This window comes from Thermosulfurimonas sp. F29 (assembly GCF_019688735.1).
In the GTDB taxonomy this organism is placed as follows: Bacteria; Desulfobacterota; Thermodesulfobacteria; order Thermodesulfobacteriales; family Thermodesulfobacteriaceae; genus Thermosulfurimonas_A.
This window is the reverse complement of sequence record NZ_JAIFYA010000001.1, coordinates 336019-359128: the sequence shown is the minus strand read 5'-3', so window position 1 is coordinate 359128 and position 23110 is coordinate 336019. Positions and strand designations below refer to the sequence as shown.

The 23110-nt window shown below is 61.2% G+C and carries 32 protein-coding genes; 19 read left to right on the top strand and 13 right to left on the bottom strand.

The window, feature by feature from the left end; genetic code table 11:
• Positions 1–70 precede the first annotated feature (70 nt).
• The 11 genes from pstC to K3767_RS01790 are packed head-to-tail and all read left to right on the top strand — an operon-like array spanning position 71 to position 5973.
• Positions 71–943, top strand: a complete 873-nt coding sequence (pstC, locus tag K3767_RS01840; RefSeq protein WP_221171868.1) for a phosphate ABC transporter permease subunit PstC — start codon at positions 71–73, stop codon at positions 941–943.
• Positions 940–1785 carry a phosphate ABC transporter permease PstA gene (pstA, locus tag K3767_RS01835; protein WP_221171867.1) on the top strand — a complete coding sequence of 282 codons (846 nt, stop codon included), beginning with the start codon at positions 940–942 and terminating at the stop codon, positions 1783–1785. Before pstC ends, pstA begins: the two co-directional genes overlap by 4 nt.
• A complete protein-coding gene (pstB, locus tag K3767_RS01830) occupies positions 1775–2560 on the top strand; it encodes a phosphate ABC transporter ATP-binding protein PstB (protein WP_221171866.1) in 786 nt (261 codons plus the stop codon). Before pstA ends, pstB begins: the two co-directional genes overlap by 11 nt.
• Positions 2560–2826, top strand: coding sequence for a TMEM165/GDT1 family protein (locus tag K3767_RS01825; RefSeq protein WP_221171865.1), 267 nt, complete (start codon positions 2560–2562; stop codon positions 2824–2826). Before pstB ends, K3767_RS01825 begins: the two co-directional genes overlap by 1 nt.
• A complete protein-coding gene (locus tag K3767_RS01820; RefSeq protein ID WP_221171864.1) occupies positions 2811–3293 on the top strand; it encodes an Lrp/AsnC family transcriptional regulator in 483 nt (160 codons plus the stop codon). The genes K3767_RS01825 and K3767_RS01820 overlap by 16 nt, the downstream gene beginning before the upstream one ends.
• Positions 3290–3649, top strand: coding sequence for a nucleotidyltransferase family protein (locus K3767_RS01815; protein ID WP_221171863.1), 360 nt, complete (start codon positions 3290–3292; stop codon positions 3647–3649). The genes K3767_RS01820 and K3767_RS01815 overlap by 4 nt, the downstream gene beginning before the upstream one ends.
• Complete coding sequence (locus tag K3767_RS01810) at positions 3595–4014, top strand: DUF86 domain-containing protein (RefSeq protein ID WP_221171862.1); 420 nt, start codon at positions 3595–3597, stop codon at positions 4012–4014. The genes K3767_RS01815 and K3767_RS01810 overlap by 55 nt, the downstream gene beginning before the upstream one ends.
• A gap of 2 nt (positions 4015–4016) precedes the next feature.
• A complete protein-coding gene (gene hemL, locus K3767_RS01805; RefSeq protein WP_221171861.1) occupies positions 4017–5303 on the top strand; it encodes a glutamate-1-semialdehyde 2,1-aminomutase in 1287 nt (428 codons plus the stop codon).
• A gap of 57 nt (positions 5304–5360) precedes the next feature.
• Complete coding sequence (locus tag K3767_RS01800) at positions 5361–5648, top strand: hypothetical protein (RefSeq protein WP_221171860.1); 288 nt, start codon at positions 5361–5363, stop codon at positions 5646–5648.
• A 26-nt stretch (positions 5649–5674) separates the two neighbouring features.
• Entirely contained in the window at positions 5675–5824 is a 150-nt protein-coding gene (locus K3767_RS01795) for a hypothetical protein (RefSeq protein ID WP_221171859.1), read from the top strand.
• On the top strand, positions 5821–5973 hold the full coding sequence (locus K3767_RS01790; protein WP_221171858.1) for a hypothetical protein: 153 nt from the start codon (positions 5821–5823) through the stop codon (positions 5971–5973). Before K3767_RS01795 ends, K3767_RS01790 begins: the two co-directional genes overlap by 4 nt.
• Here K3767_RS01790 and ilvC read toward each other — a convergent pair.
• Complete coding sequence (gene ilvC, locus K3767_RS01785) at positions 5960–6952, bottom strand: ketol-acid reductoisomerase (protein ID WP_221171857.1); 993 nt, start codon at positions 6950–6952, stop codon at positions 5960–5962. The genes K3767_RS01790 and ilvC overlap by 14 nt on opposite strands.
• 108 nt (positions 6953–7060) lie before the next feature.
• On the opposite strand from ilvC, the gene K3767_RS01780 reads away from it, so the two are divergent.
• Both K3767_RS01780 and K3767_RS01775 read left to right on the top strand, forming a co-directional pair.
• A complete protein-coding gene (locus tag K3767_RS01780; RefSeq protein ID WP_221171856.1) occupies positions 7061–7798 on the top strand; it encodes a PD-(D/E)XK nuclease family protein in 738 nt (245 codons plus the stop codon).
• 23 nt (positions 7799–7821) lie between these two features.
• Entirely contained in the window at positions 7822–9498 is a 1677-nt protein-coding gene (locus K3767_RS01775) for a 2-isopropylmalate synthase (RefSeq protein WP_221171855.1), read from the top strand.
• Here K3767_RS01775 and K3767_RS01770 read toward each other — a convergent pair.
• Genes K3767_RS01770 through trpC form a run of 4 tightly spaced genes read right to left on the bottom strand, consistent with a single transcriptional unit; the run spans position 9485 to position 12303 of the window.
• Positions 9485–10246 carry a lipopolysaccharide assembly protein LapB gene (locus K3767_RS01770; protein WP_221171854.1) on the bottom strand — a complete coding sequence of 254 codons (762 nt, stop codon included), beginning with the start codon at positions 10244–10246 and terminating at the stop codon, positions 9485–9487. The two genes, K3767_RS01775 and K3767_RS01770, sit on opposite strands and share 14 nt — an antisense overlap.
• A 28-nt stretch (positions 10247–10274) precedes the next feature.
• Positions 10275–11153, bottom strand: a complete 879-nt coding sequence (hisG, locus tag K3767_RS01765) for an ATP phosphoribosyltransferase (protein ID WP_221171853.1) — start codon at positions 11151–11153, stop codon at positions 10275–10277.
• Positions 11134–11520 (bottom strand): phosphoribosyl-AMP cyclohydrolase, encoded by a 387-nt coding sequence (gene hisI / locus K3767_RS01760; protein ID WP_221171852.1) that lies wholly within the window; start codon positions 11518–11520, stop codon positions 11134–11136. The genes hisG and hisI overlap by 20 nt, the downstream gene beginning before the upstream one ends.
• A gap of 3 nt (positions 11521–11523) precedes the next feature.
• The gene (gene trpC / locus K3767_RS01755) at positions 11524–12303 is read right to left on the bottom strand and encodes an indole-3-glycerol phosphate synthase TrpC (protein WP_221171851.1); all 780 of its coding nucleotides are present in this window, start codon (positions 12301–12303) and stop codon (positions 11524–11526) included.
• Between the two features lie 184 nt (positions 12304–12487).
• On the opposite strand from trpC, the gene rpmH reads away from it, so the two are divergent.
• The 6 genes from rpmH to mnmE are packed head-to-tail and all read left to right on the top strand — an operon-like array spanning position 12488 to position 16860.
• A complete protein-coding gene (gene rpmH / locus K3767_RS01750; protein ID WP_221171850.1) occupies positions 12488–12622 on the top strand; it encodes a 50S ribosomal protein L34 in 135 nt (44 codons plus the stop codon).
• A 2-nt stretch (positions 12623–12624) separates the two neighbouring features.
• Positions 12625–12963 carry a ribonuclease P protein component gene (rnpA, locus tag K3767_RS01745; RefSeq protein WP_221171849.1) on the top strand — a complete coding sequence of 113 codons (339 nt, stop codon included), beginning with the start codon at positions 12625–12627 and terminating at the stop codon, positions 12961–12963.
• Entirely contained in the window at positions 12957–13184 is a 228-nt protein-coding gene (gene yidD, locus K3767_RS01740; RefSeq protein ID WP_221171848.1) for a membrane protein insertion efficiency factor YidD, read from the top strand. The genes rnpA and yidD overlap by 7 nt, the downstream gene beginning before the upstream one ends.
• Positions 13184–14806: a membrane protein insertase YidC gene (yidC, locus tag K3767_RS01735; protein ID WP_221171847.1), complete on the top strand. Its 1623-nt coding sequence runs from the start codon at positions 13184–13186 to the stop codon at positions 14804–14806. The genes yidD and yidC overlap by 1 nt, the downstream gene beginning before the upstream one ends.
• A gap of 6 nt (positions 14807–14812) precedes the next feature.
• Entirely contained in the window at positions 14813–15469 is a 657-nt protein-coding gene (gene jag / locus K3767_RS01730; protein WP_221171846.1) for an RNA-binding cell elongation regulator Jag/EloR, read from the top strand.
• A complete protein-coding gene (mnmE, locus tag K3767_RS01725) occupies positions 15466–16860 on the top strand; it encodes a tRNA uridine-5-carboxymethylaminomethyl(34) synthesis GTPase MnmE (protein ID WP_221171845.1) in 1395 nt (464 codons plus the stop codon). The genes jag and mnmE overlap by 4 nt, the downstream gene beginning before the upstream one ends.
• Here mnmE and K3767_RS01720 read toward each other — a convergent pair whose 3' ends face one another.
• The 8 genes from K3767_RS01720 to K3767_RS01685 are packed head-to-tail and all read right to left on the bottom strand — an operon-like array spanning position 16861 to position 22981.
• On the bottom strand, positions 16861–17238 hold the full coding sequence (locus tag K3767_RS01720; protein WP_221171844.1) for a DsrE family protein: 378 nt from the start codon (positions 17236–17238) through the stop codon (positions 16861–16863). It lies immediately after the preceding gene.
• 15 nt (positions 17239–17253) lie between these two features.
• The gene (locus tag K3767_RS01715; RefSeq protein WP_221171843.1) at positions 17254–18228 is read right to left on the bottom strand and encodes a (Fe-S)-binding protein; all 975 of its coding nucleotides are present in this window, start codon (positions 18226–18228) and stop codon (positions 17254–17256) included.
• Complete coding sequence (locus K3767_RS01710; RefSeq protein ID WP_221171842.1) at positions 18209–18505, bottom strand: 4Fe-4S dicluster domain-containing protein; 297 nt, start codon at positions 18503–18505, stop codon at positions 18209–18211. The genes K3767_RS01715 and K3767_RS01710 overlap by 20 nt, the downstream gene beginning before the upstream one ends.
• Entirely contained in the window at positions 18498–18725 is a 228-nt protein-coding gene (locus tag K3767_RS01705; RefSeq protein WP_221171841.1) for a hypothetical protein, read from the bottom strand. The genes K3767_RS01710 and K3767_RS01705 overlap by 8 nt, the downstream gene beginning before the upstream one ends.
• Positions 18667–20289: a CoB--CoM heterodisulfide reductase iron-sulfur subunit A family protein gene (locus tag K3767_RS01700; protein WP_221171840.1), complete on the bottom strand. Its 1623-nt coding sequence runs from the start codon at positions 20287–20289 to the stop codon at positions 18667–18669. Before K3767_RS01700 ends, K3767_RS01705 begins: the two co-directional genes overlap by 59 nt.
• On the bottom strand, positions 20279–22351 hold the full coding sequence (locus K3767_RS01695) for an FAD-dependent oxidoreductase (protein ID WP_221171839.1): 2073 nt from the start codon (positions 22349–22351) through the stop codon (positions 20279–20281). The genes K3767_RS01700 and K3767_RS01695 overlap by 11 nt, the downstream gene beginning before the upstream one ends.
• On the bottom strand, positions 22344–22730 hold the full coding sequence (locus tag K3767_RS01690; RefSeq protein WP_221171838.1) for a hydrogenase iron-sulfur subunit: 387 nt from the start codon (positions 22728–22730) through the stop codon (positions 22344–22346). Before K3767_RS01690 ends, K3767_RS01695 begins: the two co-directional genes overlap by 8 nt.
• A 2-nt stretch (positions 22731–22732) precedes the next feature.
• Complete coding sequence (locus K3767_RS01685; RefSeq protein WP_221171837.1) at positions 22733–22981, bottom strand: sulfurtransferase TusA family protein; 249 nt, start codon at positions 22979–22981, stop codon at positions 22733–22735.
• Positions 22982–23110 lie beyond the last annotated feature (129 nt).

The window sequence follows — 23110 nt, the reverse complement described above, 5'->3', positions numbered from 1 at the left end:
ATCCTAATTTTTAGTGAGGGGGGCCGGAGGGGTTGCCTCCCCCTCCGGCCCTCTGGTAAAAGAGGGTGTCATGCGTGTGGACGACCCGGATCGGGTTTTCCGTTTTTTGTGCTGGGCCGTGGCTCTGGGGCTGGTGGCCCTGGTGGCAGGGATAGGCCTTACCCTCCTTGCGGGAAGCCTTCCCAGTCTCAAGGCCTTCGGGGTCCGCTTTCTCTGGGGGCGCGTGTGGGATCCGGTTAACGGGGAGTTCGGGGCCCTCCCCTTCCTGGTGGGAACGCTTCTCACCTCCTTCCTGGCACTGGCCCTGGCGGCTCCTTTTGCCCTTTCCTCCGGGATCTTCCTGGCCGAGTACGCCCCGGCCCCCCTGGCCGGGCCGCTTTCGGCCCTGGTGGAGTTGCTCGCCGGAATACCCTCGGTGATCTACGGGCTGTGGGCCCTCTTCTACCTGGTGCCGCTGGTGCGCTGGGTGGAAATGAAGGTGGGGGCCCCGCCCTTCGGTCTCGGGCTGCCCACGGCCTCTCTGGTGCTGGCCATCATGATCCTACCCTACGCCGCCTCCATAACCCGGGAGGTCCTGCGCATGGTCCCCCACGAACTCAAGGAAGCCGCCTACGGGCTGGGGGCCACCCGGTGGGAGGTCATCCGCGGGGTATCCATCCCCTACGGCCTTTCCGGTATCGTGGCCGGATTCCTGCTCTCCCTGGGACGGGCCCTGGGCGAAACCATGGCCGTGACCATGGTCATAGGCAACCGCTCCGAAATGCCCCGGAGCCCCTGGGATCTCGCCAACACCATGGCCAGCGTCATCGCCAACGAATTCACCGAGGCCTCCAAGGACATCCACCTCGCCGCTCTCATCGAAATAGGCCTCCTTCTCTTTCTCATCACCCTGGTGGTGAACACCGTGGCCCGGATCATCATCGTGAGGCTTGAGGTGCGATGAAGGGACTCCTCTGGCGCAAGCTGAAAGACCGGCTGGCCTTCGGTATTATCGTGGTCCTGGCCCTGCTTCCGGCCCTTCCCCTCTTCCACATCCTTTACGGAATTCTTAAGGAAGGGCTTTCGGCCCTTTCCTGGGGTTTCTTCGTGCACCTTCCGAAACCCCCCGGAGAGGAGGGGGGCGGGGTGGGGAACGCCATCGTGGGAACCCTGATGCTGGCGCTTCTGGCCTCGCTCATGGCCGTGCCGGTGGGGGTGCTCTGCGGGGTTTACCTTTCCGAGTACGCCCGGGGGAAGTTCGGGGAGGTGGTGCGCATTGCGGCGGATGTGCTTCAGGGAGTGCCCTCCATCGTACTGGGGATCGTGGCCTACCTCTGGGTGGTTAAACCCATGGGTCACTTCTCGGCCTTCTCAGGCGCGGTGGCCCTGGCCATCATGATGCTTCCGGTGATCGTGCGCTCCACCGAGGAGATCCTCAAAATGATCCCCGAGACCCTGCGGGAGGCCTCCCTGGCCCTGGGGGTGAATTACTGGCGCACGGTGATCAAGGTGCTCATACCCACGGGAATGGTGGGTATCAGCACGGGGATTCTGCTTTCCCTGGCGCGGATCATGGGGGAAACGGCACCGCTCCTTTTCACCGCCTTCGGGAATCCTTTCTGGAACCTTAATCCCCTGCAACCGGTTGAGGCCCTGCCCCTTACGGTCTTCAAGTACGCCATCAGCCCCTACGAGGAGTGGATCCGGCAGGCCTGGGGGGCCAGTGTGGTGCTGACGCTCATGGTGCTGGGTCTGAACCTGCTTTCCCGAGTGCTGGCCTGGAGGTTCGGAGGGCATGAGCGGTAGAGCCGTGGCGGAACCGCGGGAGCCGGCCATTTTTGAAATACGAAACCTCTGGGCCTATTACGGCGAAAAGGCGGCACTTCAGGACATAAGCTTCAAGATCCCGGAGCGGAGGGTCACCGCCATCATGGGGCCCTCGGGCTGCGGGAAGACCACCTTCATCCGTTGTCTTAACCGTCTGCACGAGCTAAGCCCCGGGGCCTCGATAAAGGGCGAGATTCTTCTCCGGGGGGAAAACATCCTGGACCTCGATCCGGTGGTGGTTCGTCGAAGGATCGGGATGGTTTTTCAGCGTCCGAACCCCTTTCCCACCATGACCATCTACGACAATGTGCTGGCGGGCTACAAGTTGTTGGGGATAAAACTCCCCCGGGAGGAGGCGGACCGTATCGTGGAGGAAGCCCTGCGGAGGGCGGCTCTTTGGGAGGAGGTGAAGGACAGTCTTCACAAAAGGGGGACCTACCTTTCCGGAGGGCAGCAGCAGCGGCTCTGCATCGCCCGGGCGCTTGCGGTTAAACCCGAGGTGCTTCTCATGGACGAGCCCACCTCGGCCCTGGATCCGAAATCCACGGCCAGGATCGAGGAACTGGTGGTGGAGCTCAAGAACAGCGTCACCATCGTCATCGTGACCCACAACATCGCCCAGGCCGGACGGGTTTCGGATTACACGGCCTTCTTTTACCTGGGGGAGTTGGTAGAGTTCGGCCCCACCTCGGAACTTTTCACGGTGCCCAGGGACAAACGCACCGAGGAATTCCTGAAAGGGAAGTTCGGCTGATGCGGATCTTCCTTCTGGCCTTCGTCACGGTTTTCCTGGCCGAGCTGGGAGACAAGACCCAGCTGGCCGCCCTTTGCCTTTCGGCCCGGGAGAGGCGTTTCTGGCCGGTCTTTCTGGGAGCGGCCCTGGCCCTGGTGCTGGCCTCGGCCCTGGGCGTGGCCGCCGGGCGCCTTCTGGGAGAGGCGCTTCCCGTACGCTGGATCCGCCTGCTCTCCGGGGCCATCTTCCTCATTCTGGGGGTGCTCATACTGTGGGGAAAGGTGTAGAACTCACCGAGCTCGAAAAACGCCTGGTGGATCTCCTGGCCGAGGGATTGCCCCTCGTGGAAAGGCCCTTTGCGAAACTGGCGGAAAGACTGGGGGTGAGCGAGGAGGAGGTCCTTTCCGCCGTGCGGGGACTTCTGAAAAAGAGGGTCATCCGGAGACTCGGGGCCATTATCCGGCACGATCTTTCCGGATACGAGGGCAATGTGATGGTGGCCTGGCGCGTGCCGGAGGAAAGGGTGGAGGAGGTGGGGGAGAGGCTTGCGGCTCAACCCTTCATCACCCACTGTTACCTGCGCAGGACCTATCCGGACTGGCCCTACAACCTCTATACCATGGTGCATGCCGAAAGCGAGGAGGCCTGCCGGCGATTGGTGGAAAAGCTTTCCCGGGAACTTGATCTTCCGGACTACGAGATGTTATTCACGGAAAAGGAAGTCGTACGACGGATACGGAAGTACTTCTCATGAAGAAAGAGATTTCTCAGGAGACTCTCGAAAGGTATCTCGTTTTAGTAGGGAAGGCCCTGGAGGATCTCTTTCCTGAAGCGGACATAATTTTTTTCGGTTCGGTAGTGGAAGGAGACTTTTCGCCTCGCCTTTCCGACATAGATGTGGGCTTATATCTGGGGCGTCCTCTTACCGACCGGGAATACTGGAAACTGCAAAAAGTCCTGGAAGACCTGCCCCTTTTGCGAGCCGTTGATGTGGTGGATCTGGCTTCCGTAAAGGATCCCCGATTCCTTAAAAGAATCCTGGAGAAGGGCAGACTATGGAAAGGGTCTACCGAAAGATTGAGAAATTTGAGCGAGCGTTGCGAAAACTGAAGGAGGCCTTTTCGGAATCGTTTTTGGAGGGACTTTCGGAGGAGATTTTAATGGAGATTCGTATCAAACGCTTCGAGTACACATTTGAGGCCTTATGGCAGGCGGCTCAAGCATACCTTCGTGAAAGAGGACTGGAATGCGGCTCTCCCCGGTCCTGTTTTGAAGGGCTTTTGAAGGAAGGCTTGATCGCCCCCGAAGATGAAGAAGTGGTGGTGCGGATGCTCCGTCTGCGAAATACTCTGGTTCATATTTACGATGAGGATACAGCCAGGGATCTTTACGAAGAGATATGGAAAGGTCCTTACCTTGAATGCCTGGATAGGATAGCCTCAGCTTTCAAAAATACCTTATCCGAGGGAGGTTAGGCATGGCGGGAACCAGGTCCAGGAGTTATTTCGCAGAGGCGGTGAAGGTCATCCCCGGAGGGGTGAACAGTCCGGTTCGGGCCTGCAGGAGCGTGGGGGCGGACCCCATCTTCTTCGAGCGGGGCGAGGGGCCCTACCTGGTGGATGTGGACGGGAGACGCTACATAGACTATGTGGCCTCCTGGGGGCCGCTCATTCTGGGGCACGCCCATCCCGAGGTGGTGGCCGCGGTCAAGGCCGCCGCCGAGGGCGGGACCAGTTTCGGGGCTCCCACCTGGGCCGAGGTGGAGCTGGCTCGCCTGATCTGTGCGTGCGTGCCCTCCATCGAGAAGGTGCGGCTGGTCAATTCCGGGACCGAGGCCACCATGAGCGCGGTGAGGCTCGCCCGGGGCTACACCGGGCGCAAAAAGATCGTAAAGTTCGACGGCTGCTATCACGGTCACGCCGATTCCTTTCTGGTTAAGGCCGGTTCCGGGGTGGCCACCCTGGGGATTCCGGGCAGCCCCGGAGTGCCGGAGGAGATCGTGGCCAACACCGTGAGTCTTCCCTATAACGATCTTGAGGCCGTAAAGGATTGTTTTTCGAGGATGGGCCGTGAGATCGCGGCGGTGATCGTGGAACCCATCGCCGGGAACATGGGGGTGGTGCCGCCAGAGCCGGGGTTCCTGGAGGGTTTGCGGGAGATTACCCGGAAGCACGGAGCCCTTCTCATCTTCGACGAGGTCATTACCGGTTTCCGGGTGGGGCTTTCCGGGGCCCAGGGTCTTTACGGAGTGGAACCGGATCTCACCTGCCTGGGAAAGATCATCGGCGGAGGGCTTCCGGTGGGGGCCTACGGGGGGCGGGCCGAGATCATGGATCACATCGCCCCGGAGGGGCCGGTCTATCAGGCCGGGACCCTTTCGGGGAATCCGCTGGCGGTGGCGGCGGGGCTGGCCACCCTCCGGATCCTCACCCGTCCCGGCACCTACGAGCGGCTCGAGGAGCTTTCGTCCCGGCTCTTCGAGGGGCTTTTTGAGGCGGCCCGGGCGGCCGGTCTCAGGGTCACCGGCAATCGCGTGGGGTCCATGATGACCCTCTTTTTCCGGGAGGGGAGGGTAACGAATTTTGCCGAGGCCGCGGCTTCGAACACCGAACTTTACGGAGCCTTCTGGAGGGCTATGGTAAAGCGCGGGGTCTATCTGGCTCCCTCTCAGTTCGAGGCCGCCTTCGTCTCCCTGGCCCACACCGAGGAGGAAATCGAAAGGACCATCGAGGCCGCCCGCGAGGCCTTCAAGGAGGTGGCTTAAATCCTTACCCGGACCTTTATTGAAACGCTGGACTTCCTGGAAAACTCAAAGGACATGGTGAAAGACTGGACTCTGGTCGGGAAGCTGGCTCTGGCCCCCCAGGTGGAAATTCTTCCTACGGTGGATCTCGACTTTCTGGTGGCCTTCCTGGACTTCGAAGGCCTTGAAAAACGGCTAAGATTTTTAAGCTTTAAAGTAGCCGTGGTGGACCTTTCTGGAGGTAAAAGGCTTTTGCGTTTCTGGAAAGAAGAGGATTTAATCCCTGTAGACCTGATAGAGGCAAAGTTCCCCTGGGAACATCTGGTGATCAGGGATTGGTCCTTGAGGTTTTCGAAAGGCTGGTGAAGGTCGCCCGCAAGGAGGATATTTTAGTGATTTATTATCGGGATTTTAAGGATCGGACGGATCTGGAATTACTTCTCAAGGCCGGTGATCTGGATGAGGAAAGGGTTGAATTTCTGGCCAAACAGGCCGGTGTTCTGGAGAAATGGAATATTCTGAAAAAGAAGCGGAGCTCTTGAAAAAGCCCCCGGCTTTTGGCCGGGGGGATGCCCATCTCCGTAACCTTTACGAACGAATGGATCCCTCGCGTCGTCTGGAGGTAGCTCTTTCTCTGGGCGATCTTCTCATTGAACTCAGGCGCTCCTGGAAAAAGCTTACTTCTTCTTGAGCCAGGGCATCATGTCCCGGAGGCGCCGGCCCACCTCCTCGATGGGGTGCTCCGCCTCCCGGCGCCGCAGGGCGTTCATTACCGGACGGCCGGCCCGGTTCTCCAGGATCCACTCCCGGGCGAAACGCCCGCTCTGGATCTCCTCCAGGATCCGCTTCATTTCCTGTTTCACGCTCTCGTTTACGATCCGGGGGCCGCGGGTGAGATCCCCGTACTCCGCGGTGTCGCTTATAGAATACCGCATGAAGGAGAGTCCCCCCTCGTAGATGAGGTCCACGATGAGCTTGAGTTCGTGGCAGCACTCGAAGTAGGCGATCTCGGGCTGATAGCCGGCCTCCACCAGGGTCTCGAAACCGGCCTTGATCAGCGCGGCCACCCCGCCGCAGAGCACGCACTGTTCTCCGAAAAGGTCGGTCTCGGTCTCCTCCCGGAAGGTAGTCTCGATGACTCCGGCCCGGGTGCCGCCGATGCCCTTGGCATAGGCCAGGGCCCGCTTTAGAGCCTCGCCCGTGGCGTCCTGGTGCACGGCCACCAGACAGGGCACCCCGGCACCCCGTTCAAATTCCCGGCGGACCAGGTGCCCGGGCCCCTTGGGGGCCACCATGGTCACATCCACATCTTTCGGAGGAACGATCTGACCGAAGTGAATGTTGAAGCCGTGGGCGAACATGAGCATCTTGCCCGCGGAAAGGTTGGGCTCGATGGCCTCCTTGTAAAGTTGAGGCTGGATTTGATCCGGCACCAGAACCATTATCACCTCGGCCCGGGCGCAGGCCTCGGAGGGGGGGAGGGGCTCGAAGCCGTCCGCCCTGGCCTTCTCGAAGCTGGCCCCCCCGGGACGCAACCCCACGATCACCTCAAGACCGCTGTCCCGGAGGTTCAGGGCGTGGGCGTGCCCCTGACTTCCGTATCCCAGAACGGCAATGGTCTTGCCCTGAAGAAGCGAAAGGTCCGCGTCTTTGTCGTAGTAAATTTTCATCTGGAAGGCCTCCTTTACCGGGAAATTTTATTTCTCTAACTAGCACTCCTTGTTTACGGCGTCAACGAGGATTAGAATTTTTCTGTTAAGACCTTTCGGGGCAACGGCATGGAAATTGTGGAAATCGAGAAGGTAGTGCGCGAAATACTGCCCCGTATCTTAAGGGAACATCCTGAAGTGCGGTTTGAGATCGAGAAGCTCCTCCGGGAAACCGCTCTCTCCCGTGAGGAGGCCGGGGACCGTTTTGAGAAGATGCTGGCCGAAATTCGTCACATGCGGGAGGAATCGGAGCGCCGTTGGCAGGAGTGGATACGGGAAAGAGACAAGATCTGGGAACAGATCGAAAAGATGGAACAAGAGTCGGAGCGCCGTTGGCAGGAGTGGATGCGAGAATGGAGAGAGGAACGCAGGAAGATCTGGGGGACCTTCGAGAAACTGGATCGCAAGATAGATCGCACCATCGGGGCCCTCGGAGCGCGCTGGGGCCTTATGTCCGAGAAGGCCTTTCGTGACGGTCTCAGGCGCATCCTTGAGGAACTTACCCGGTACCGAGTGGAGCGTTATTGGGGCTACGACGAGAAAGGGGAGGTTTTCGGACATCCCGATCAGGTGGAAATAGATGTGCTTATCCGTAACGGAGAGATCTGGGCCGTGGAGATCAAGTCCTCGGTAAGCTGGGAAGAGGTGTATGTTTTTGAACGCAAGGTCAAATTTTACGAAAATCGAGAGGGACGAAAGGTTTCACGGAAACTCATTATCTCCCCCATGGTGGAGCCCCGAGCCTTCGAGGTGGCTCAGAAGCTGGGGATAGAGGTGTATACCGCTCCTGAGGACATTAAGATCTGACGAGATTTTTCGGGAGGCTTTTCATGATCAACCGGGTCTACATCTTTGACACTACTTTAAGGGACGGTGAACAGTCGCCCGGGGTTTCCCTCAACATGTCCCAGAAGATCGAGATCGGAAGGGCCCTGGTGGAGTTAGGGGTGGATGTGATCGAGGCGGGGTTTCCGGTGGCCTCGCCCGGGGATTTCGAGGCGGTGAGGACGCTGGCCCGGGAGCTCAGGGGGGTGGAAATTGCGGCCCTGGCCCGGGCCAATCCTAAAGATATAGAAGTGGCCTGGGAGGCCCTGCGCGAGGCCGAAAACCCCCGTATCCACACCTTCATCGCCACCTCGGACATCCATCTGGAGTACAAGCTGCGCAAGAGCCGGGAGGAGGTGTTGCGGCTCGCCGAGGAGGCGGTGAGGCTGGCCGCGGGGTTCACGCCCAATGTGGAGTTTTCCGCGGAGGACGCCACCCGCAGCGACCGGGAATACCTGGCCCGGGTGGTGGTGGCGGTGGCCAGGGCCGGAGCCCGGGTCATTAACATCCCGGACACCGTGGGTTACACCGTGCCTCACGAGTACTACGAGCTCATTTCCTTCCTGATAGGGCGTTTACGGGAGGAGGGGTTCGGCGAGGCGCTGGATTCCGGGGACCTGCGTCTTTCGGTGCACTGTCACAACGACCTGGGGCTGGCGGTGGCCAACAGCGTGGCGGCGCTTCTCGCCGGTGCCCGGCAGGTGGAATGCACTGTAAACGGGATCGGGGAGCGGGCCGGAAACGCCGCCATGGAGGAAATCGTCATGATCCTGCGCACCCGGGGAGACTTCTTCCGGGATCGCCTGGGCACGGAGCTCGAAACCCGGGTGGACACCCGGCGGATCGTCCCCACCAGTCAGCTGGTGGCTCAGCTTACCGGAATGTTCGTTCAGCCCAACAAGGCCATCGTGGGGGCCAACGCCTTCGCTCACGAGTCCGGCATCCATCAACACGGAGTCATAGCCCATCGTCTGACCTACGAGATCATGAACCGGGAGGATGTGGGCTGGAGCGGAAGCGCCATCGTGCTCGGCAAACACTCCGGGAGACACGCGGTGGATTACAAGCTGCGGAGCCTGGGCTGGCGTCTCTCCCGGGAGGCCCTTTCCCGGGTCTTCGAGCGTTTTCGGGCTGAGATCAAGGATGTGCTCCGGCGCATTCCCGACGAATACCTGGAGGGGATCCTCTACGACGAGTTTCTGGGGGAGGGGTATCGCTATAGGGTGGTCTCTGCTCAGGTCTCCAGTCTTTACGGCACCTCTCTTCGGCCCATCGCCCAGGTGGAGGTGGAGGATCGGGAGACCGGGCGCCGGGTGGCGGTGGCCGTGGGGGTGGGCTCGGTGGACGCGGCCTTTAAGGCCGTGGCCCGGGCCCTGGGTTACGCCTTCGGCGAGGGTGAGGAGGGGGAACGCCTGCGCCTGGTGGACTTCCACATCGACGCCCTGGGACGGGGCACCGAGGCCGAGGGGGTCTGCGGGGTGATCCTGGAGGACGCCTCCGGACGGAGAACCGCCGGCCTGGGACGGGACGGAGACATCGTGGCCGCGGGGATCAAGGCCCTGGTGAACGCCCTGAACCGGTTAGAGGCCGCCCGCAGGGAGGGGGAAGCTCTGCGGCGTCGTCTCGCAGAGGAAGCCGCAGCCGAACCCTCCCCGGAGGGAGCCCGGCCTATGTGTCATTAGAGAGCTTCTCGAGGAGAAGGAGTTTCTCCTCGGCCTTTAGGGCCCATTCGCTTTCCGGGGCGAGCTGGGTCACCGACTGCCACAGGTGCCGGGCCTTTTCCACCTCGCCCAGACGAAAGTAGACCTCGCCCAGCCAGAAACGCGAGGCCATGTCCGCGTGGTCGAAACGCACCGCTCGACGGAAGTTGAGTTTGGCCTCGTCCCAGCGCCCCTGCCCAAAGGCAATGAGCCCGGCGTAGTAGTAGGCCTTGGCGTAACGGGGGTTGAGTTTGAGGGCCTTCTCCAGATAGGAAAGGGCCTTTTCGTCGTCGCCCTTCTTGTGCCAGGCCCAGCCCAGGTTGGTGAGGGCCATGAAGGGATTCACATAGAGAGGGTTATCCAGGGCCTTTTCGAAGTAAGAGATGGCGGTGTCGTAATCGCCCTGGAGAAGGGACAGTGCTCCCAGGTTGTTCAGGGCTTCGGAATACTTCGGATCCAGGCGCAGGGCCTCCTCAAACTGGGCTCTGGCCTTGGCGTAGTCCCGGCGCCCCATGTATATGAGGCCCAGAATGTTGTACACCTCGGGGTCCCTGGGACGCTCGGCCCTGGCCAGCAGGGCCTCCCGCAGGGCCTCGGGATAACGGCCGTCCTTGAGGTATACATAGGCCAGCTCCTTGTGCATTCCGGCGGCCCTCTCGTGATAGGTGACCGAGGGACCGCAGGAGGCCACCACGATCAACAGTAAAGCCGGCAGAAAAAATCGTCTCATAACGCCCCCCTGAAGTTTTTTAGTTTCTTTATATCACTTTATTCAGGGAATATTCAATAATCCCCCTTGCCCCGGCTTCTATCAGTCTGGGGATGAGCTCCCGCACCTCGTCCTCGGAGATTACCGTCTCCACCGCAAACCAGCCCTCCTGATAGAGACGAGCTATGGTGGGGGCGGTGAGGCTGGGCAGAAGCTTCACCACCTTCTCCAGGTCCTTTTCGGCCACATTCATCTTGAGACCCACCAGGCGATCCGCCCGCAGGGCCCCCTGCAACAGCAGGGCCAGCTGTTCGATCTTTTTCCGCTTCCAGGGATCCTTCCAGGCCTCCTCGTTGGCAATGAGCTGGGGGTGGGTGACCAGGAGCTCGTGGATGATCTTGAGCCCGTGGGCCCGAATGGTGGTCCCGGTCTCGGTCACCTCCACGATGGCGTCGGCCAGTCCCTGCACCACCTTGGCCTCCGTGGCCCCCCAGGAGAACTCCACCTTGACCTCGATGCCGCGCTCGGCAAAGTAGCGCCTGGTGAAGTTGACCAGCTCGGTGGCGATCTTCTTGCCCTGAAGATCTTCAAGGGTCCGTATGTTCGAGTCCGCCGGAACGGCCAGCACCCAGCGGGCCGGACGCTTGCTGACCTTGGAGTAAACCAGATCCGCCACCGGCACCACCCGGGAGTCGTTCTCCAGGATCCAGTCCTTCCCGGTGATACCGGCGTCCAGCACCCCGGCCTCCACATAGCGGCTCATCTCCTGGGCCCGGCAGATGGCACAGGAGATCTCCGGATCGTCAATCTCCGGAAAGTAACTCCGGTGGTGCACCTTCACCCGCCATCCGGAACGCTCCAGCAACTCGATGGTGGCCTTCTCGAGACTCCCCTTGGGAATGCCGAACTTAAGCACCCTTTCGCCCATAAACCTCCTCCGGATCGAATATTTTCGGAGAGACGATCTCCACCCCCTCTCCCCGGATGCGCCGATAGAAACAGGATCGATATCCGGTGTGACAGGCCGCCCCTCCGTGCTGTTTCACCTTGAGAAGTACGGTGTCCGCATCGCAGTCGATGAGGATCTCGCGCACCTCCTGAATGTGCCCCGAGGATTCCCCCTTGAGCCAGATCTTCCCCCGGCTACGGCTGTAGAAGTGGGCCTTTCCGGTGGAAAGGGTCTTTTCCCAGGCCTCCTCGTTCATGTAGGCCAGCATGAGCACCTCGCCGCTTTCGGCGTCCTGGACGATGGCCGGCACCAGCCCGCCCATTTTTTCGAAATTTGGTCTGAGCATGACTCATTGGACCTCCTTAAGCCAGCTTTTCAATAGATACTCCGGATCCGGACTTTTCACCAGGGCCTCTCCGATGAGGGCTCCGGCCACCCCGGCTTCGGCCAGACGCTTGAGGGTCCCGGGGTCCGAAAGCCCGCTCTCGGAGACCACCGGCCGATCCTTCGGCACGGCCTTCAGCATCCGAAAGGTGGTCCCCACCGAGACCTCGAAGGTGTGGAGGTTGCGGTTGTTGATGCCGATGATCTCGGCTCCCGCGGAAAGGGCCGTCTCCAGTTCCTCCTCGTGGTGAACCTCCACCAGGGCCTGAAGCCCCAGGCGGTGTGTATAAGCGAGAAGCTCCCGCAACTCCTCAGGGGAAAGGGCCGCTACGATGAGGAGGACCGCGTCGGCCCCGAAGGCCCGGGCCTCCTCGATCTGAACGGGATCCAGGATGAAATCCTTGCGGAGGATCGGGAGCTCCACCGCCTGCCGCACCGCGGCCAGATACTCCAGGGACCCCCGGAAAAAGGGCTCGTCGGTGATTACGGAAACGGCTCCCGCCCCTCCCCGGGCATAGGCCCGGGCCAGCCGAACGGGATCGAAATCCCGGACGAGAAGTCCCCTGGAGGGAGAGGCCCTTTTAACCTCGGCGACAATGGTGAGCCCTTCGCTCCGGAGGACCCCCTTGAAGTCCCGTCGGGGGAGATCCCAGAAGGGACGGAAAAAGAGTCCCCGCCGTCTTCTCCGGGCGATCTCCCCGCGCTTTTCCTCGAGAATCCGCTCCAGGAATTCCGGCGTTGACATTCTCTCCCCGCACGGTTTTATTTAGGGGCAAACATTTTACCTTTGACGGCGAGGTCTGACCAGGGCCGCCCGGTTTTTCCGCCAGACGAAGCCGGGGGGCCGAAAAAGACGACCGGATTCACCGGTGCCTCGGAGTCTGGGGCTTTGCCCCGGTGGCAGAGAATAAAGAGCGGAGGCGGAGAACATGAAGAGGACCTATCAGCCCAGCCGGATCAAACGCAAGCGGTGTCACGGTTTTCGGGCCCGGATGAGCACCCGTTCGGGACGCAGAATATTGAAAAATCGTCGGCGCAAGGGACGCTGGCGGCTTACGGTTTAGTCTTGAGGCGTGAGGGACTTTCCCGGGCCGAAAGGCTTTCCCGCAGGAAGGAATTTGAGCGGGTCTTCCGGGAAGGGCGGCGGGTGGACCTGCCCTTTCTGCGCGTCGTGTACGCCCCCAACGGTCTCGACCGGCGCAGGATAGGTTTTGCGGTCTCCAGAAAGGTGGGGAAAGCGGTGGTGCGCAACCGGATAAAACGACTGCTCAGGGAGGCCTTCCGTCGCCACAAGGACCTTTTCCCTCCGGGATGCGACTTCGTTTTCATCCCCCGCCGCGAGATCCTGAACCACACGCCGGAGGAGGTGGCCCGCAAACTGGCCGAGGCCTTTCGAAAATGCTGACCCGTTTCCTGATCTTACTCATAAAAGGCTATCGTCTGTTCCTCTCTCCCTGGCTTCCGGGACACTGTCGTTTTCACCCCTCCTGCAGTCGCTACGCCGAGGAGGCCCTGCTGCGCTGGGGGATCTGGCGCGGGGGGTGGCTCACCGTGAGGAGGCTTCTTAGGTGTCATCCCCTGCATCCCGGAGGCTACGATCCCGTACCGGAAGGAGGCCGAAACTGATGGAAACCCGTGCCCTTCTGGCCATCGTCATCTCCGTGTTTATCCTCATGGTTTTCAACTGGTGGTACGCCGCCCACTACGCTCCTCCGCCGGAAAAGCGCCCCGTGGCGGCCAAAGCCTCCCGGAAATCCCCTTCCGGTCCGGCTCCACCGGAGGTGAAAAGGGGCCGAAAGCCCTCCCCTCCTCTTCCGGCAAAGCTCGCCCGGGTGCGGGACATCACGGTGGACACGGATCTCTTTCGGGCCGTGATCACCGAGGCCGGGGCCAGGTTCAAGAGCTTCGTCCTGAAGGACTATCGGCAGGATCTCTCTCCGGACTCCCCCCCGGTGGAGCTGGTCTCCGCCCCCAAGGAGGGCCTTCCGGTGGAGGTCTATCTGGCCGGTCACCCGGAACTGGCCATCTATCCCTATCAGGGGCCCGGGAGGACGAACTGGCGGCTTTCCGGCCCGGAGAGGGCCGGGCTGGACTTCCAGCCCGCTTACGAATTCCCGGTGCGCATCGAAAAGAGCCTGACCTTTCGGGGGCGCGACTATCTCTTTGACCTCACCGTGCGGGTGGTGAACCACGGAAAAAAGCCCGTGAGGGATCGTCTGATTCTTCGACTGGTGGAAGCCCCCTTCACCCGTAGCAACCGCTACATCTTCAAGGGACCGGCCTTTTACGACGGGAAACGCCTGGAGGAGGTCAAACTCAAGAAGGGGCTCCGGGAGTATCAAGGGGCGCTTTCCTGGGTGGCTTACGAGGACGCCTACTTCCTCACCGCTATCCTGCCCGCGGAAGACCTCCGGTGGCGGGTTACCATGAGGAGGCTTTCCGGCGAGCGTCACGAAATCCTCCTCTGGAGTCCGGAGTTCTCTCTGGAGCCCGGACGGAGCCGCACCTTCCGGTTTGCCCTTTACTTCGGCCCGAAGAAGACGGAAAACCTCAAGGCCGCCGGGCACAACCTGGCCGCGGCCCTCCACTTCGGCTTCTTTGACCCGGTGGCCAAACCCCTCCTCTGGGCCCTCAAGTTCTTCCATCGGTTCGTGGGCAACTACGGCCTGGCCATCATCCTCCTCACGATGTTGATCCGGATCCTCTTCTGGCCCCTCAATCACCTGAGCTACAAGAGCATGAAAAGGATGCAGGAGATCCAGCCCCTCATCCAGCGACTGCGCGAGAAGTACAAGGACGACCCCCAGGCCCTCAACCGGGAGCTCATGCAGGTGTACCGGACTTACAAGATCAATCCCTTTTCCGGATGTCTCCCCATGCTCATCCAGATTCCGGTCTTTTTCGCCCTTTACAAGGTGCTTCTTCAGGCCATAGAACTCCGGCACGCGCCCTTTTTCGCCTGGATCAACGACCTTTCCGCCCCGGATCGTCTCTACCTCGGATTTCACATACCCTACCTTCACGGCATTCCGGTGCTCACCCTTCTCATGGGGGTTTCCATGTATGTGCAGCAGAGACTTTCCCCCACCTCCCTTGACCCCACGCAGGCCCGACTTATGCTTATAATGCCCGTGTTTTTCACGGTGCTTTTCGTAAATTTCCCTTCGGGCCTGGTGTTATACTGGCTGGTTAACAACCTCCTTTCCATAGTGCAGCAGCTAATCACCAACAAACTTCAGGCGAGGTGAGGAGCGATGACGGAGGAACGCATTTTCGAAAGCAAGAATGTGGAACAGGCCATAGAGGAGGCCTGCCGGGTGATGGGCTGTCTGCCCGAGGATCTCGAGATCGAGATCCTGGAGCACGGCTCAAGCGGTCTTTTCGGTCTCGGGGCCAAGAAGGCCCGGATCAAGGTGCGTCTCAAGCCGGAGAAGATCCTTTCGGAGCGGGCCAACCGGGCGGTGATGTTTCTCAAGGAGCTATTTCTTTCCGGCGAACTCAGGCTGGAGCCCCAGGCGGAACTGGCCTCGGACCATGTGGTCATCAACATCACCGGTGAAGACCGGGACATATTCACCGGGAACGGTGGTGCGGCCATTGAGGCGCTGGAGTTTCTGGTTAACAAGGTGGTGGCCCGGCGTCTGGGGGTGGGGCCCAAGATCGTGGTGGATGTGGACGGTTTCAGGGAGAAGAGGGAGCGGGAACTCCGGGAGATGGCGCTTGAGGCCGCGGAGAAGGCCAAACGTACCAGAAAGCCGGTTCCCCTCCCCCCGATGAGTGCCCGGGAGCGGCGACTGGTGCACATGGTCCTCAGGGGCCGCAAGGATGTGCACACCCGCAGCGCCGGTCAGGGCGACCGGCGTCATGTGGTGGTGCATCCCGGACCGGTCAGGTCTTCCCGGCGGAAATGACCCCGGCCCTTTCCCGGACCGAAGACACCATTGCGGCCATCGCCACTCCTCCCGGTCCGGGGGCCATCGGGGTCATCAAGGTGAGCGGTCCGGAGTCCGAGGCCATTCTGCGGCGCATCTTCCGCCCGGCCCGCCCGCGGGAGCACTTCGAGTCCCATCGTCTTTACTACGGCCACATCGTAGATCCGGAGACCGGGGAGACGGTGGACGAGGTGCTGGTGGCCCTCATGCGGGCCCCCCGCTCCTACACCCGGGAGGATGTGCTGGAGATCTACGCCCACAGCGGTTACCGGGTGCTCACCCGCATTCTGGAGCTGGTTCTGGCCAGCGGGGCTCGACCGGCGGAACCCGGCGAGTTTACCCGGAGGGCCTTCCTCAACGGGCGCCTCGACCTGGCCCAGGCCGAGGCGGTGCAGGAGATCATCACCGCCCGGTCGGACTCCGCCCTGCGTCTGGCTCTGGGGCAGCTCTCCGGGAAGCTCTCCGAAAGGGTGCACCGGGTACGGGAGGTGTTGCTGGATTTACTGGCCGTGGTGGAGGCCGCGGTGGACTTCCCGGAGGAGGATCTGGAGATCCTGGCTCCCCCGGAGATGCGCCGAAGGCTTGCGGAGGAGGTCCTTAAGCCCCTTCACGGACTCATCCGGGCCTCCCGGGAGGGACGAATCTTCCGGGAGGGGATCGCGGTGGTGCTGGCCGGACGCCCTAATGTGGGAAAATCGAGTCTCCTGAACGCCCTTCTCCGGGAGGAAAGGGCCATCGTGACCCCGGTTCCGGGGACCACCCGGGATGTCATCGAGGAGACCGCGCAGATCGCCGGACTTCCGGTGCGCCTCATCGACACCGCGGGGCTTCGCGAGACCACCGATCGGGTGGAGGCCCTCGGGGTGGCCCGGGCCCGGGAAAAACTGCGGGCTGCGGATGTGGTGGTCTTCCTGGTGGACGGAAGCCGCCCCCCCGAGGAGGCGGACCGCCGCCTCTACGAGGAGGTCCGGGATCGTCCCCATGTACCCGCGGTGAACAAGATAGACATCGCCTCCGGGGAGACCCTGGAGAGCTGGCGAAGCTTTTTCCCGGAGGAACCGGTGTTCCTCTCGGCCCTAGAGGGCACCGGACTCTCCGAGCTTTCCCGGCGCATTTTTCGGGTGGTCACCGGACAGGCGGCCCTGGAGCCCCCGGAGATAGCCCCCAACCTGCGTCAGAAGGCCGCCCTGGAGAGGGCCGCTCAGGCCGTAGAGCGGGCCCTTGCCCTCCTCGAAAAGCACGAGCCCCTTCCGGAGCTCCTCTCCGTGGAAATCCGGGAGGCCCTTTCGGCCCTTTCGGAGATCACCGGAGAGGTGACCACCGAGGACCTTCTGGATAAAATCTTCACTCAATTCTGCATAGGGAAGTAATCAGTAAACCATTACCTGATCCGCCTGCATAACCTCGTTGACCAGCTTCCCGGCCTTGACCAGTTCGCACCCCTCCACCAGCTGTTCCTTGGTGATGTGTCGTTCCTCGATACAGGGGATGCATACGAACATCCTGGCCCCGAATTTGGGAAGGTTGTCCACCAGTTCCTTAAGGGGTTTTAATCCTGGAGCTAGGATGTGTTCGTACATGCCCTTGGTACAGCACATTACCCCCTTTCCCTGAAAGACCACCGTAACCTGTACATCCATGGTCAGAGCCGCATTGGCCACCACCAGGGCCAGGGTGGCCTTTTCGGGATCGTCCAGGCCGTGAGTAACCACGATAACCAGCTTTTTCCCCGCAATGGTCTCGGCCATGGCTTATCCCCCCTTTCAGGATTTCAGGTTTTCCTCCAGGGCCAGGGCCAGATCTTTCACCTGAACCCTTTCATCGCCCACCCTGAGAAAACCGAGATGACATATCGGACAGAGAGTGAGAATCCTTCGGCCCACGGCCAGCAGCTCCCCGAGCCTCCGGCTGGCCATCTCCCCGGCCCTCTCCGGGAAAAGGGCCTCCGCAGGCCCCCCGCAGCACCTCACCCGCAATCCGGACCAATCCGGCTGTTTTACGGAAAATCCCACTTTTTCAAGAAACTCCACCAGAAAATCCGTCAGTTTGAGTTCCCGCCCCCACAGGCAACCCTCGTGAAGCACATATTCTCCCGCCTCTTCCGGTTTCCGGCTACCGGATATCCCCGAGTCTCTCAGGACCTCCAGGTAGTGTTTCACTTCAAAGGGGAATCCACCGGGCAGGACCTCGGGATAGACCTTTCGAAACATGAAGGTGGTGTGGGGATCCACGGTAATGATGGCTTCCACTCCGCTCTCCTCGAGGGTCCTTTTTACCCGCAGCGCGGTGCGGAAGAAGACCTCCCAGAGTCCCAGTTCGTAAGCCAGGGTTCCGGGATAAAGATCCCTTTCGTAAAGGTATCCCACCTCCGCCCCGGACCTGCGGAGGAGCCTTACCGCGGCGCGCAACGGTTCCCAGTAAAGACGGTGCCAGGAATGGGGGAATACGGCCCGGGCCGGGAGCGCAGCCAGATCAAACCGGCGGTGCAGGAAAAGGAGAAGGGAACGGGGGAGTCGTTTTTCCAGCGTTTTTAAGTGCCGGCGTCTTCTTAAAAGAATGCCGGTGTGCGGAATGGTCTGATAAAGGGCACCGGTGTAGAGCACCCTCCGGCCTCCCCGGGGAAGGGAAAGCCCCCGGGTCCATCCCGTGAGATCCCATCTGCTGAGGAGAAGAGGGGTCCCTCTCTCCCTTAGGCTTACGGCCAGAAAGTTCAGATTGTCAAGCCAGTTTCCAGACATGTTCCACCAGAATCCTCCGCAAAATTCTCATGTTGCGGGTTATGGGTACCCTCTGCGGACAGAATTCCTCGCAGAGACCGCACAGGAGACAGGAGAACACCTCCCGGGCCACCTCCTCCGGCGGTCTTCCCAGAAGAACATGCCTGAAGACCCGGCGCGGGAGCTCGCCAAGTCCCAGGGGACAGAGCACCGAACAGGTGCCGCAGTGGAAGCACACCTCGGCCTCAAAGCCGAGATGGTGCAGCCTCTTTCTCCTTTCCGGATCCACCTTAAGCATTTCTGGCCCTGTAGCGGAAGTATCTTTCCCTTCGCCCTTTGGGAAGGGGCTCCACCTTTCCCGTACGCAGAAGCCCGCTCAGAGCAAGCATTACCTCCTCCGGAGATACTCCCAGCGCCTCCGCCATCTCGGGGACACTCCGGGCTTCCCTCCGAAGAAGCTCAAGAATCCGGGTTTCCCGCAGAGGAACCCTCCGAAGCCTCTCCCCCGACCACTTCACCGGCAAGCCTCCTTATGGTCTCCTCCATCGTATCGTGCTCGTATCCGGCTATCTGCAGGGCCTTCTTAGGACACACGGGCACGCAGGCCCCCTCACCCTTACAGAGGCTTTCCTCCACCAGGAGCCCCTCCGGGGTAAGCCTCAGAGCCCCGAAGGGACAGACTTCCACGCACTTTCCGCATCCATCACATCTTTCCGCCATAACCTCCACCACCCGGGCCTCGAGCTCCATCTTTCCCTTTAAGAACAGGGCCGCGGCCTTGGCCGAAGCCGCGAGAGCCACGGTCACGCTCTCCTCCTCGGTCCTCGGCCCGGAGGCACAACCCGCCAGATATATCCCCGGAGCCAGCGTCTCCACCGGGCGCAGCTTGGGATGGACCTCGGTGAAAAATCCCTGTTCATCAACGGGAAGCTTCAGGGCCTCACCTATCGCTCCCCCTCTTCCCCGGGCCCCGCAGACCAGCACCACCAGATCCACCTCAAGCTCCAGTTCCTCTGCAAGATAGGTGTCCCACACCCGAACCGCCGGTCTCCTCCCCGGCCGAATCTCAGGGACTCTTTTGAGGGGAAAACGCACGAAAAGGACTCCTTTTTCCCGTAAGCTCCGGTAAAGTTCCTCGTATCTTCCGTAAGCCCTGAGATCCAGGTGCAGGTGAAACTGATCCCGAATCCCGAAGCGTTCCAGGGAATGAAATCCGGTCCTCAGGGTATCCACACAGCAGAAGCGACCGCACTCTCCGGAGGGGTTCTCCCCTATCAGGGAACCAACGCAGTAAATAAAGGCCACTCTTTCCACCCTGCGGCCCCGGTAGCGGAGCTCTCCGGATGGACTTTCTTCCATCAGGCGCCGATATTCCTCTAGGGTGATGACCCCCTCCTCACCGTATCCGAACTCCCCGGGCTGAGGACGGTAAGGAAGGATCCCGGTGGCCACGAGCACGGCCCCGGCCCGGATCTCTTCGGTCTTCTCCCCCCTTTTTATCCGGAGAAGGTAGTCTCCCGGGCGTCCCTCCCGGGAGAGGATCTCCGTCTCGTCGTCGAGCCACCGCACCGTAAGGCCCAGGGTCTTAAGGGCTTCCACCGCCGCGGAGGCTCCCGGACCGGCTCCCAGCACCACCGCCTCCGGATACACCTCCACCTCCGGCGGAAAGAGATCCCGGCTTCGAAGGGCGCGGCTCAATCCGGCCCGAACCAGTCTCTCCGCCTTCTCCGTGGCCGCCTCCTTCTGATGGGGATGAACCCACGCACACTGTTCCCGAAGGTTAACCTGGATGTATCGATAGGGATTGAGTCCGGCTCTCCGGACCATCCGGCGAAAGGTCTCCTGATGCAGACGGGGGGAACAGGAGGCGATCACCACCGCCTCGAGTCCCGCCTCTTTAATATGGCGGATAATGTCTTCCTGCGCCCCCTCGGAACAGACAAAGGGATAGACCCGGCAGACCCGCACACCCTCCTCTTTCTCCATCCGGCTCGCTACCCGGGCCACCTCCACATAGTCGGAGATGTTCCCTCCGCATTCGCAGATAAAGACCCCTGCTTTTTTCTTTTCTTCAGGCCTCAAAGCCCGTCCTCCTGAGGTGAAGGGCTACCTTAAGGGCCACCGCCTGGGCGTGCACTACCGTGTCGGGTATGTCCCGGGGCTCCGAGGCCCCTCCCACCACAAATATCCCGGGCTCCCGCGTCGTTCCCGGAGCCCCTTCCTCCCGCACGAAACCCACCTCATCCAGCGCTTCCCCGGGCAGCAGTCGACGAAGGGAAGGATCCGCCAGGGCCCCCGTGGCCAGGACCACCAGGTCGTGCCGGTTTCGACGCACCTTTCCCCCGGCGTCGAAATCTTCATAGTACACCCACAGATCTCCTTCCTCCGCCTCCTCCACATAGGCCACCCGCCCCCTTATGAGATGGACCCCCATTTCCTCGGTCTGACGCCGGAAGCGTTCATATCCCTTTCCGAAAGACCGGATGTCCATGTAATAAATGGATACTTCGGCAAAAGGCACGGCTCCCAGGAGCAACTGGGCCTGTTTGAGGGAATACATGCAACATATTCGGGAACACCGGGGCGTTCCCTCCCGCAGGGATCGGGAGCCCACACAGAGTATCAGCCCGATGTTTCCGGGGATCCTCCCATCCGAGGGTCTCAGAAGAGCGTTATAGGGCCGGGTGGGAGCCAGGAGTCTCTCCAGTTGCATTCCGGTAATGACATTCGCATCCCGGCGGTATCCGTAAAGATCGTCCTTTTCGGGTTCGTACAGTCTGAAACCCGTGGCTATCACCACGGCTCCCGTCTCCACCTCCCGGTGTTCCCCTTTCTGGGTGAAATCTATGGCCCCGGCCGGGCAGGCCTCCACACATGAGCGGCATTCACAGCAGGCCCCGCAATCCAGACACCGGGAGGCCTCTTCCTGAACCCTCCCGAGATCCAGCGCCGGAATCTCCCCTGGCGCGCGCCCCTTCACGGAAAAGGTTCGCGGTTCAAAGTGCTTTTTCGAGAGGTGAGACATTATTTTCCGGGCGGCCTCCTTGCCCTCGAACACCTCCCGGAGAAGGGACGCGGAAGGACGCAGGGAGGCAAAAACCCCGGGAAGCGGGGTCTCGAAGGTCCTTTCGTTCACCTCAAGGCCGGTCCCCTTTTCGAGAAACACCGCGGAGAAACCCTGCCCGATGAGGTCTTCCGGCCGCACCATCCCCTCGGGTCTCCTTATCTCCAGGAGGGGCCGCACCAGGGCCAGATCCCGCTCGAGAACCTCGGGATCGAGGAGAGGGTGATCCCTCAGGAATCCTCCCAGTTCCTCCTCCCCGGCCCACAGGACCACCCGATAGCCCTCAAGGGCCAGGGCGTAGGCGCAGGAAAGGGCGCGGGGACCTCCTCCCAGAACCGCCACCCGTTCCTTCCGACGGGGGCCGGGAAAGGGGATCTCCTCCGGGTTTACCTTCTCGAGAAGGACCTTCCTTATGGCCCGCACGGGCATGGGTCTTCCCGTGCGTTTCCTGAGGGTGCAGGAGGCCTCACATGGGGCCTCGCACAGAAGGGAAAGGGCCCCGGGAAGGGGGGCCTCCCGGAGGTGCATCCATAACGCCTCCCGGAAGCGGCCGGCCCGCAGGAGGGCCACCAGCGCATGCACCCGTATTCCCAGCGGACAGGCCCCGGAACACGGAGAGAGTCCCTTCTTTTCCACCAGGGCCTTTCGCGGCACCGCCTGGGGAAAGGGTATGTAAATGGCCCTCCTCACCGTAAGCTCCGCATTGAACTGGTCCGGACGCACCACCGGACAGACCTCCTCACACCGACCGCATCCCGTACACCGGGAGGGATCCACATAGGTGGGCCTCTTCCAGATCTTCACCCGGAATCCCCGCGCCTCACGAACGATTTCCCGGACCTCCGCCGCCACCAGAAGCTCAATGCGTTCCTCGTTCCGCACCGCGGCCATCTTGGGGGTGGCAATACAGCTAGCGCAATCCAGCGTGGGGAAGACCTTGGAAAGGAGGATCATCTTGCCCCCGATGCTCCCCTCCCGTTCCACCAGGAGACTCCGGTACCCCATCTCCGCAAGGGTGAGGGCGGTTTCCATGCCGGATATTCCGCCCCCTATAATGACCACGGGATAGCGTTCAGGCACCCTTCAACTCCTCGAGAATCCGTTCAAATTGGCGCATATGATTCACGAAGGCCTCCCCACAGACAGAACAGATGGCCGCCATGCGCAGCCGTCTCGGATCAAGTCCTCTTTCCCGGAGGAGATCCTGGGCACGATTCACCACCTCCGCGGTTCGGGCGGTGCAGTCCGGAAGAAAGGGGCAGTCCTCCCCGTCCGCGGCGATGAAGACCCCGTCGTAGCCGTTCTCAAGGGCGGCAAGGATCCAGTCCGGATGGATACCCGAGGAACAGGGCACGCTGAGGACATCCACGCCCGGAGGGTAGGAAAGACGGGAAGTCCCGGCGAAATCTATTCCCGGATCGGAAATGGTTTCCGTGGAAAATACCAGGATTCTGGCCATCTTTATTCCGCGGCCTTACGCACGAAAAGCCGCCAGTATCCGGCTTCCTCTATTACCCCCAGAAACTCGTGCCCAGCATTCTCGGCCCAGAGGGGGAGATCGTCCTTGGTGCCCTCGTCCGAGGAGAGCACCTCGAGGATCCCCCCGGGAGGCACCTCCACCATGGCCCGCTTGGCCTCAAGAAGAGGCCCCGGACAGGCCACTCCCCTGGCGTCCACCACCTTGTCGGCCTTTATCTCCCTGAGATCCATGATGTCACCCCCGCATCCGGTCTATACCTCAGGTAATAGAATTACAAATTTCCAATTTTTTGGCAAATTAAATTTCCAGCTAGAGGTGAAGGATAGAAGAGGAAGAACGAATTCGCGGGGTCTTTTATC

Bases quoted from the DNA above. Each gene is read 5' to 3' on its own strand.
- pstC (WP_221171868.1), top strand. From the start codon at position 71: ATGCGTGTGGACGACCCGGATCGGGTTTTCCGTTTTTTGTGCTGGGCC.
- pstA (WP_221171867.1), top strand. From the start codon at position 940: ATGAAGGGACTCCTCTGGCGCAAGCTGAAAGACCGGCTGGCCTTCGGT.
- pstB (WP_221171866.1), top strand. From the start codon at position 1,775: ATGAGCGGTAGAGCCGTGGCGGAACCGCGGGAGCCGGCCATTTTTGAA.
- K3767_RS01825 (WP_221171865.1), top strand. From the start codon at position 2,560: ATGCGGATCTTCCTTCTGGCCTTCGTCACGGTTTTCCTGGCCGAGCTG.
- K3767_RS01815 (WP_221171863.1), top strand. From the start codon at position 3,290: ATGAAGAAAGAGATTTCTCAGGAGACTCTCGAAAGGTATCTCGTTTTA.
- K3767_RS01810 (WP_221171862.1), top strand. From the start codon at position 3,595: ATGGAAAGGGTCTACCGAAAGATTGAGAAATTTGAGCGAGCGTTGCGA.
- hemL (WP_221171861.1), top strand. From the start codon at position 4,017: ATGGCGGGAACCAGGTCCAGGAGTTATTTCGCAGAGGCGGTGAAGGTC.
- ilvC (WP_221171857.1), bottom strand. From the start codon at position 6,952: ATGAAAATTTACTACGACAAAGACGCGGACCTTTCGCTTCTTCAGGGC.
- K3767_RS01780 (WP_221171856.1), top strand. From the start codon at position 7,061: ATGGAAATTGTGGAAATCGAGAAGGTAGTGCGCGAAATACTGCCCCGT.
- K3767_RS01775 (WP_221171855.1), top strand. From the start codon at position 7,822: ATGATCAACCGGGTCTACATCTTTGACACTACTTTAAGGGACGGTGAA.
- K3767_RS01770 (WP_221171854.1), bottom strand. From the start codon at position 10,246: ATGAGACGATTTTTTCTGCCGGCTTTACTGTTGATCGTGGTGGCCTCC.
- hisG (WP_221171853.1), bottom strand. From the start codon at position 11,153: ATGGGCGAAAGGGTGCTTAAGTTCGGCATTCCCAAGGGGAGTCTCGAG.
- hisI (WP_221171852.1), bottom strand. From the start codon at position 11,520: ATGCTCAGACCAAATTTCGAAAAAATGGGCGGGCTGGTGCCGGCCATC.
- trpC (WP_221171851.1), bottom strand. From the start codon at position 12,303: ATGTCAACGCCGGAATTCCTGGAGCGGATTCTCGAGGAAAAGCGCGGG.
- rpmH (WP_221171850.1), top strand. From the start codon at position 12,488: ATGAAGAGGACCTATCAGCCCAGCCGGATCAAACGCAAGCGGTGTCAC.
- yidD (WP_221171848.1), top strand. From the start codon at position 12,957: ATGCTGACCCGTTTCCTGATCTTACTCATAAAAGGCTATCGTCTGTTC.
- yidC (WP_221171847.1), top strand. From the start codon at position 13,184: ATGGAAACCCGTGCCCTTCTGGCCATCGTCATCTCCGTGTTTATCCTC.
- jag (WP_221171846.1), top strand. From the start codon at position 14,813: ATGACGGAGGAACGCATTTTCGAAAGCAAGAATGTGGAACAGGCCATA.
- mnmE (WP_221171845.1), top strand. From the start codon at position 15,466: ATGACCCCGGCCCTTTCCCGGACCGAAGACACCATTGCGGCCATCGCC.
- K3767_RS01720 (WP_221171844.1), bottom strand. From the start codon at position 17,238: ATGGCCGAGACCATTGCGGGGAAAAAGCTGGTTATCGTGGTTACTCAC.
- K3767_RS01715 (WP_221171843.1), bottom strand. From the start codon at position 18,228: ATGTCTGGAAACTGGCTTGACAATCTGAACTTTCTGGCCGTAAGCCTA.
- K3767_RS01710 (WP_221171842.1), bottom strand. From the start codon at position 18,505: ATGCTTAAGGTGGATCCGGAAAGGAGAAAGAGGCTGCACCATCTCGGC.
- K3767_RS01690 (WP_221171838.1), bottom strand. From the start codon at position 22,730: ATGGCCAGAATCCTGGTATTTTCCACGGAAACCATTTCCGATCCGGGA.
- K3767_RS01685 (WP_221171837.1), bottom strand. From the start codon at position 22,981: ATGGATCTCAGGGAGATAAAGGCCGACAAGGTGGTGGACGCCAGGGGA.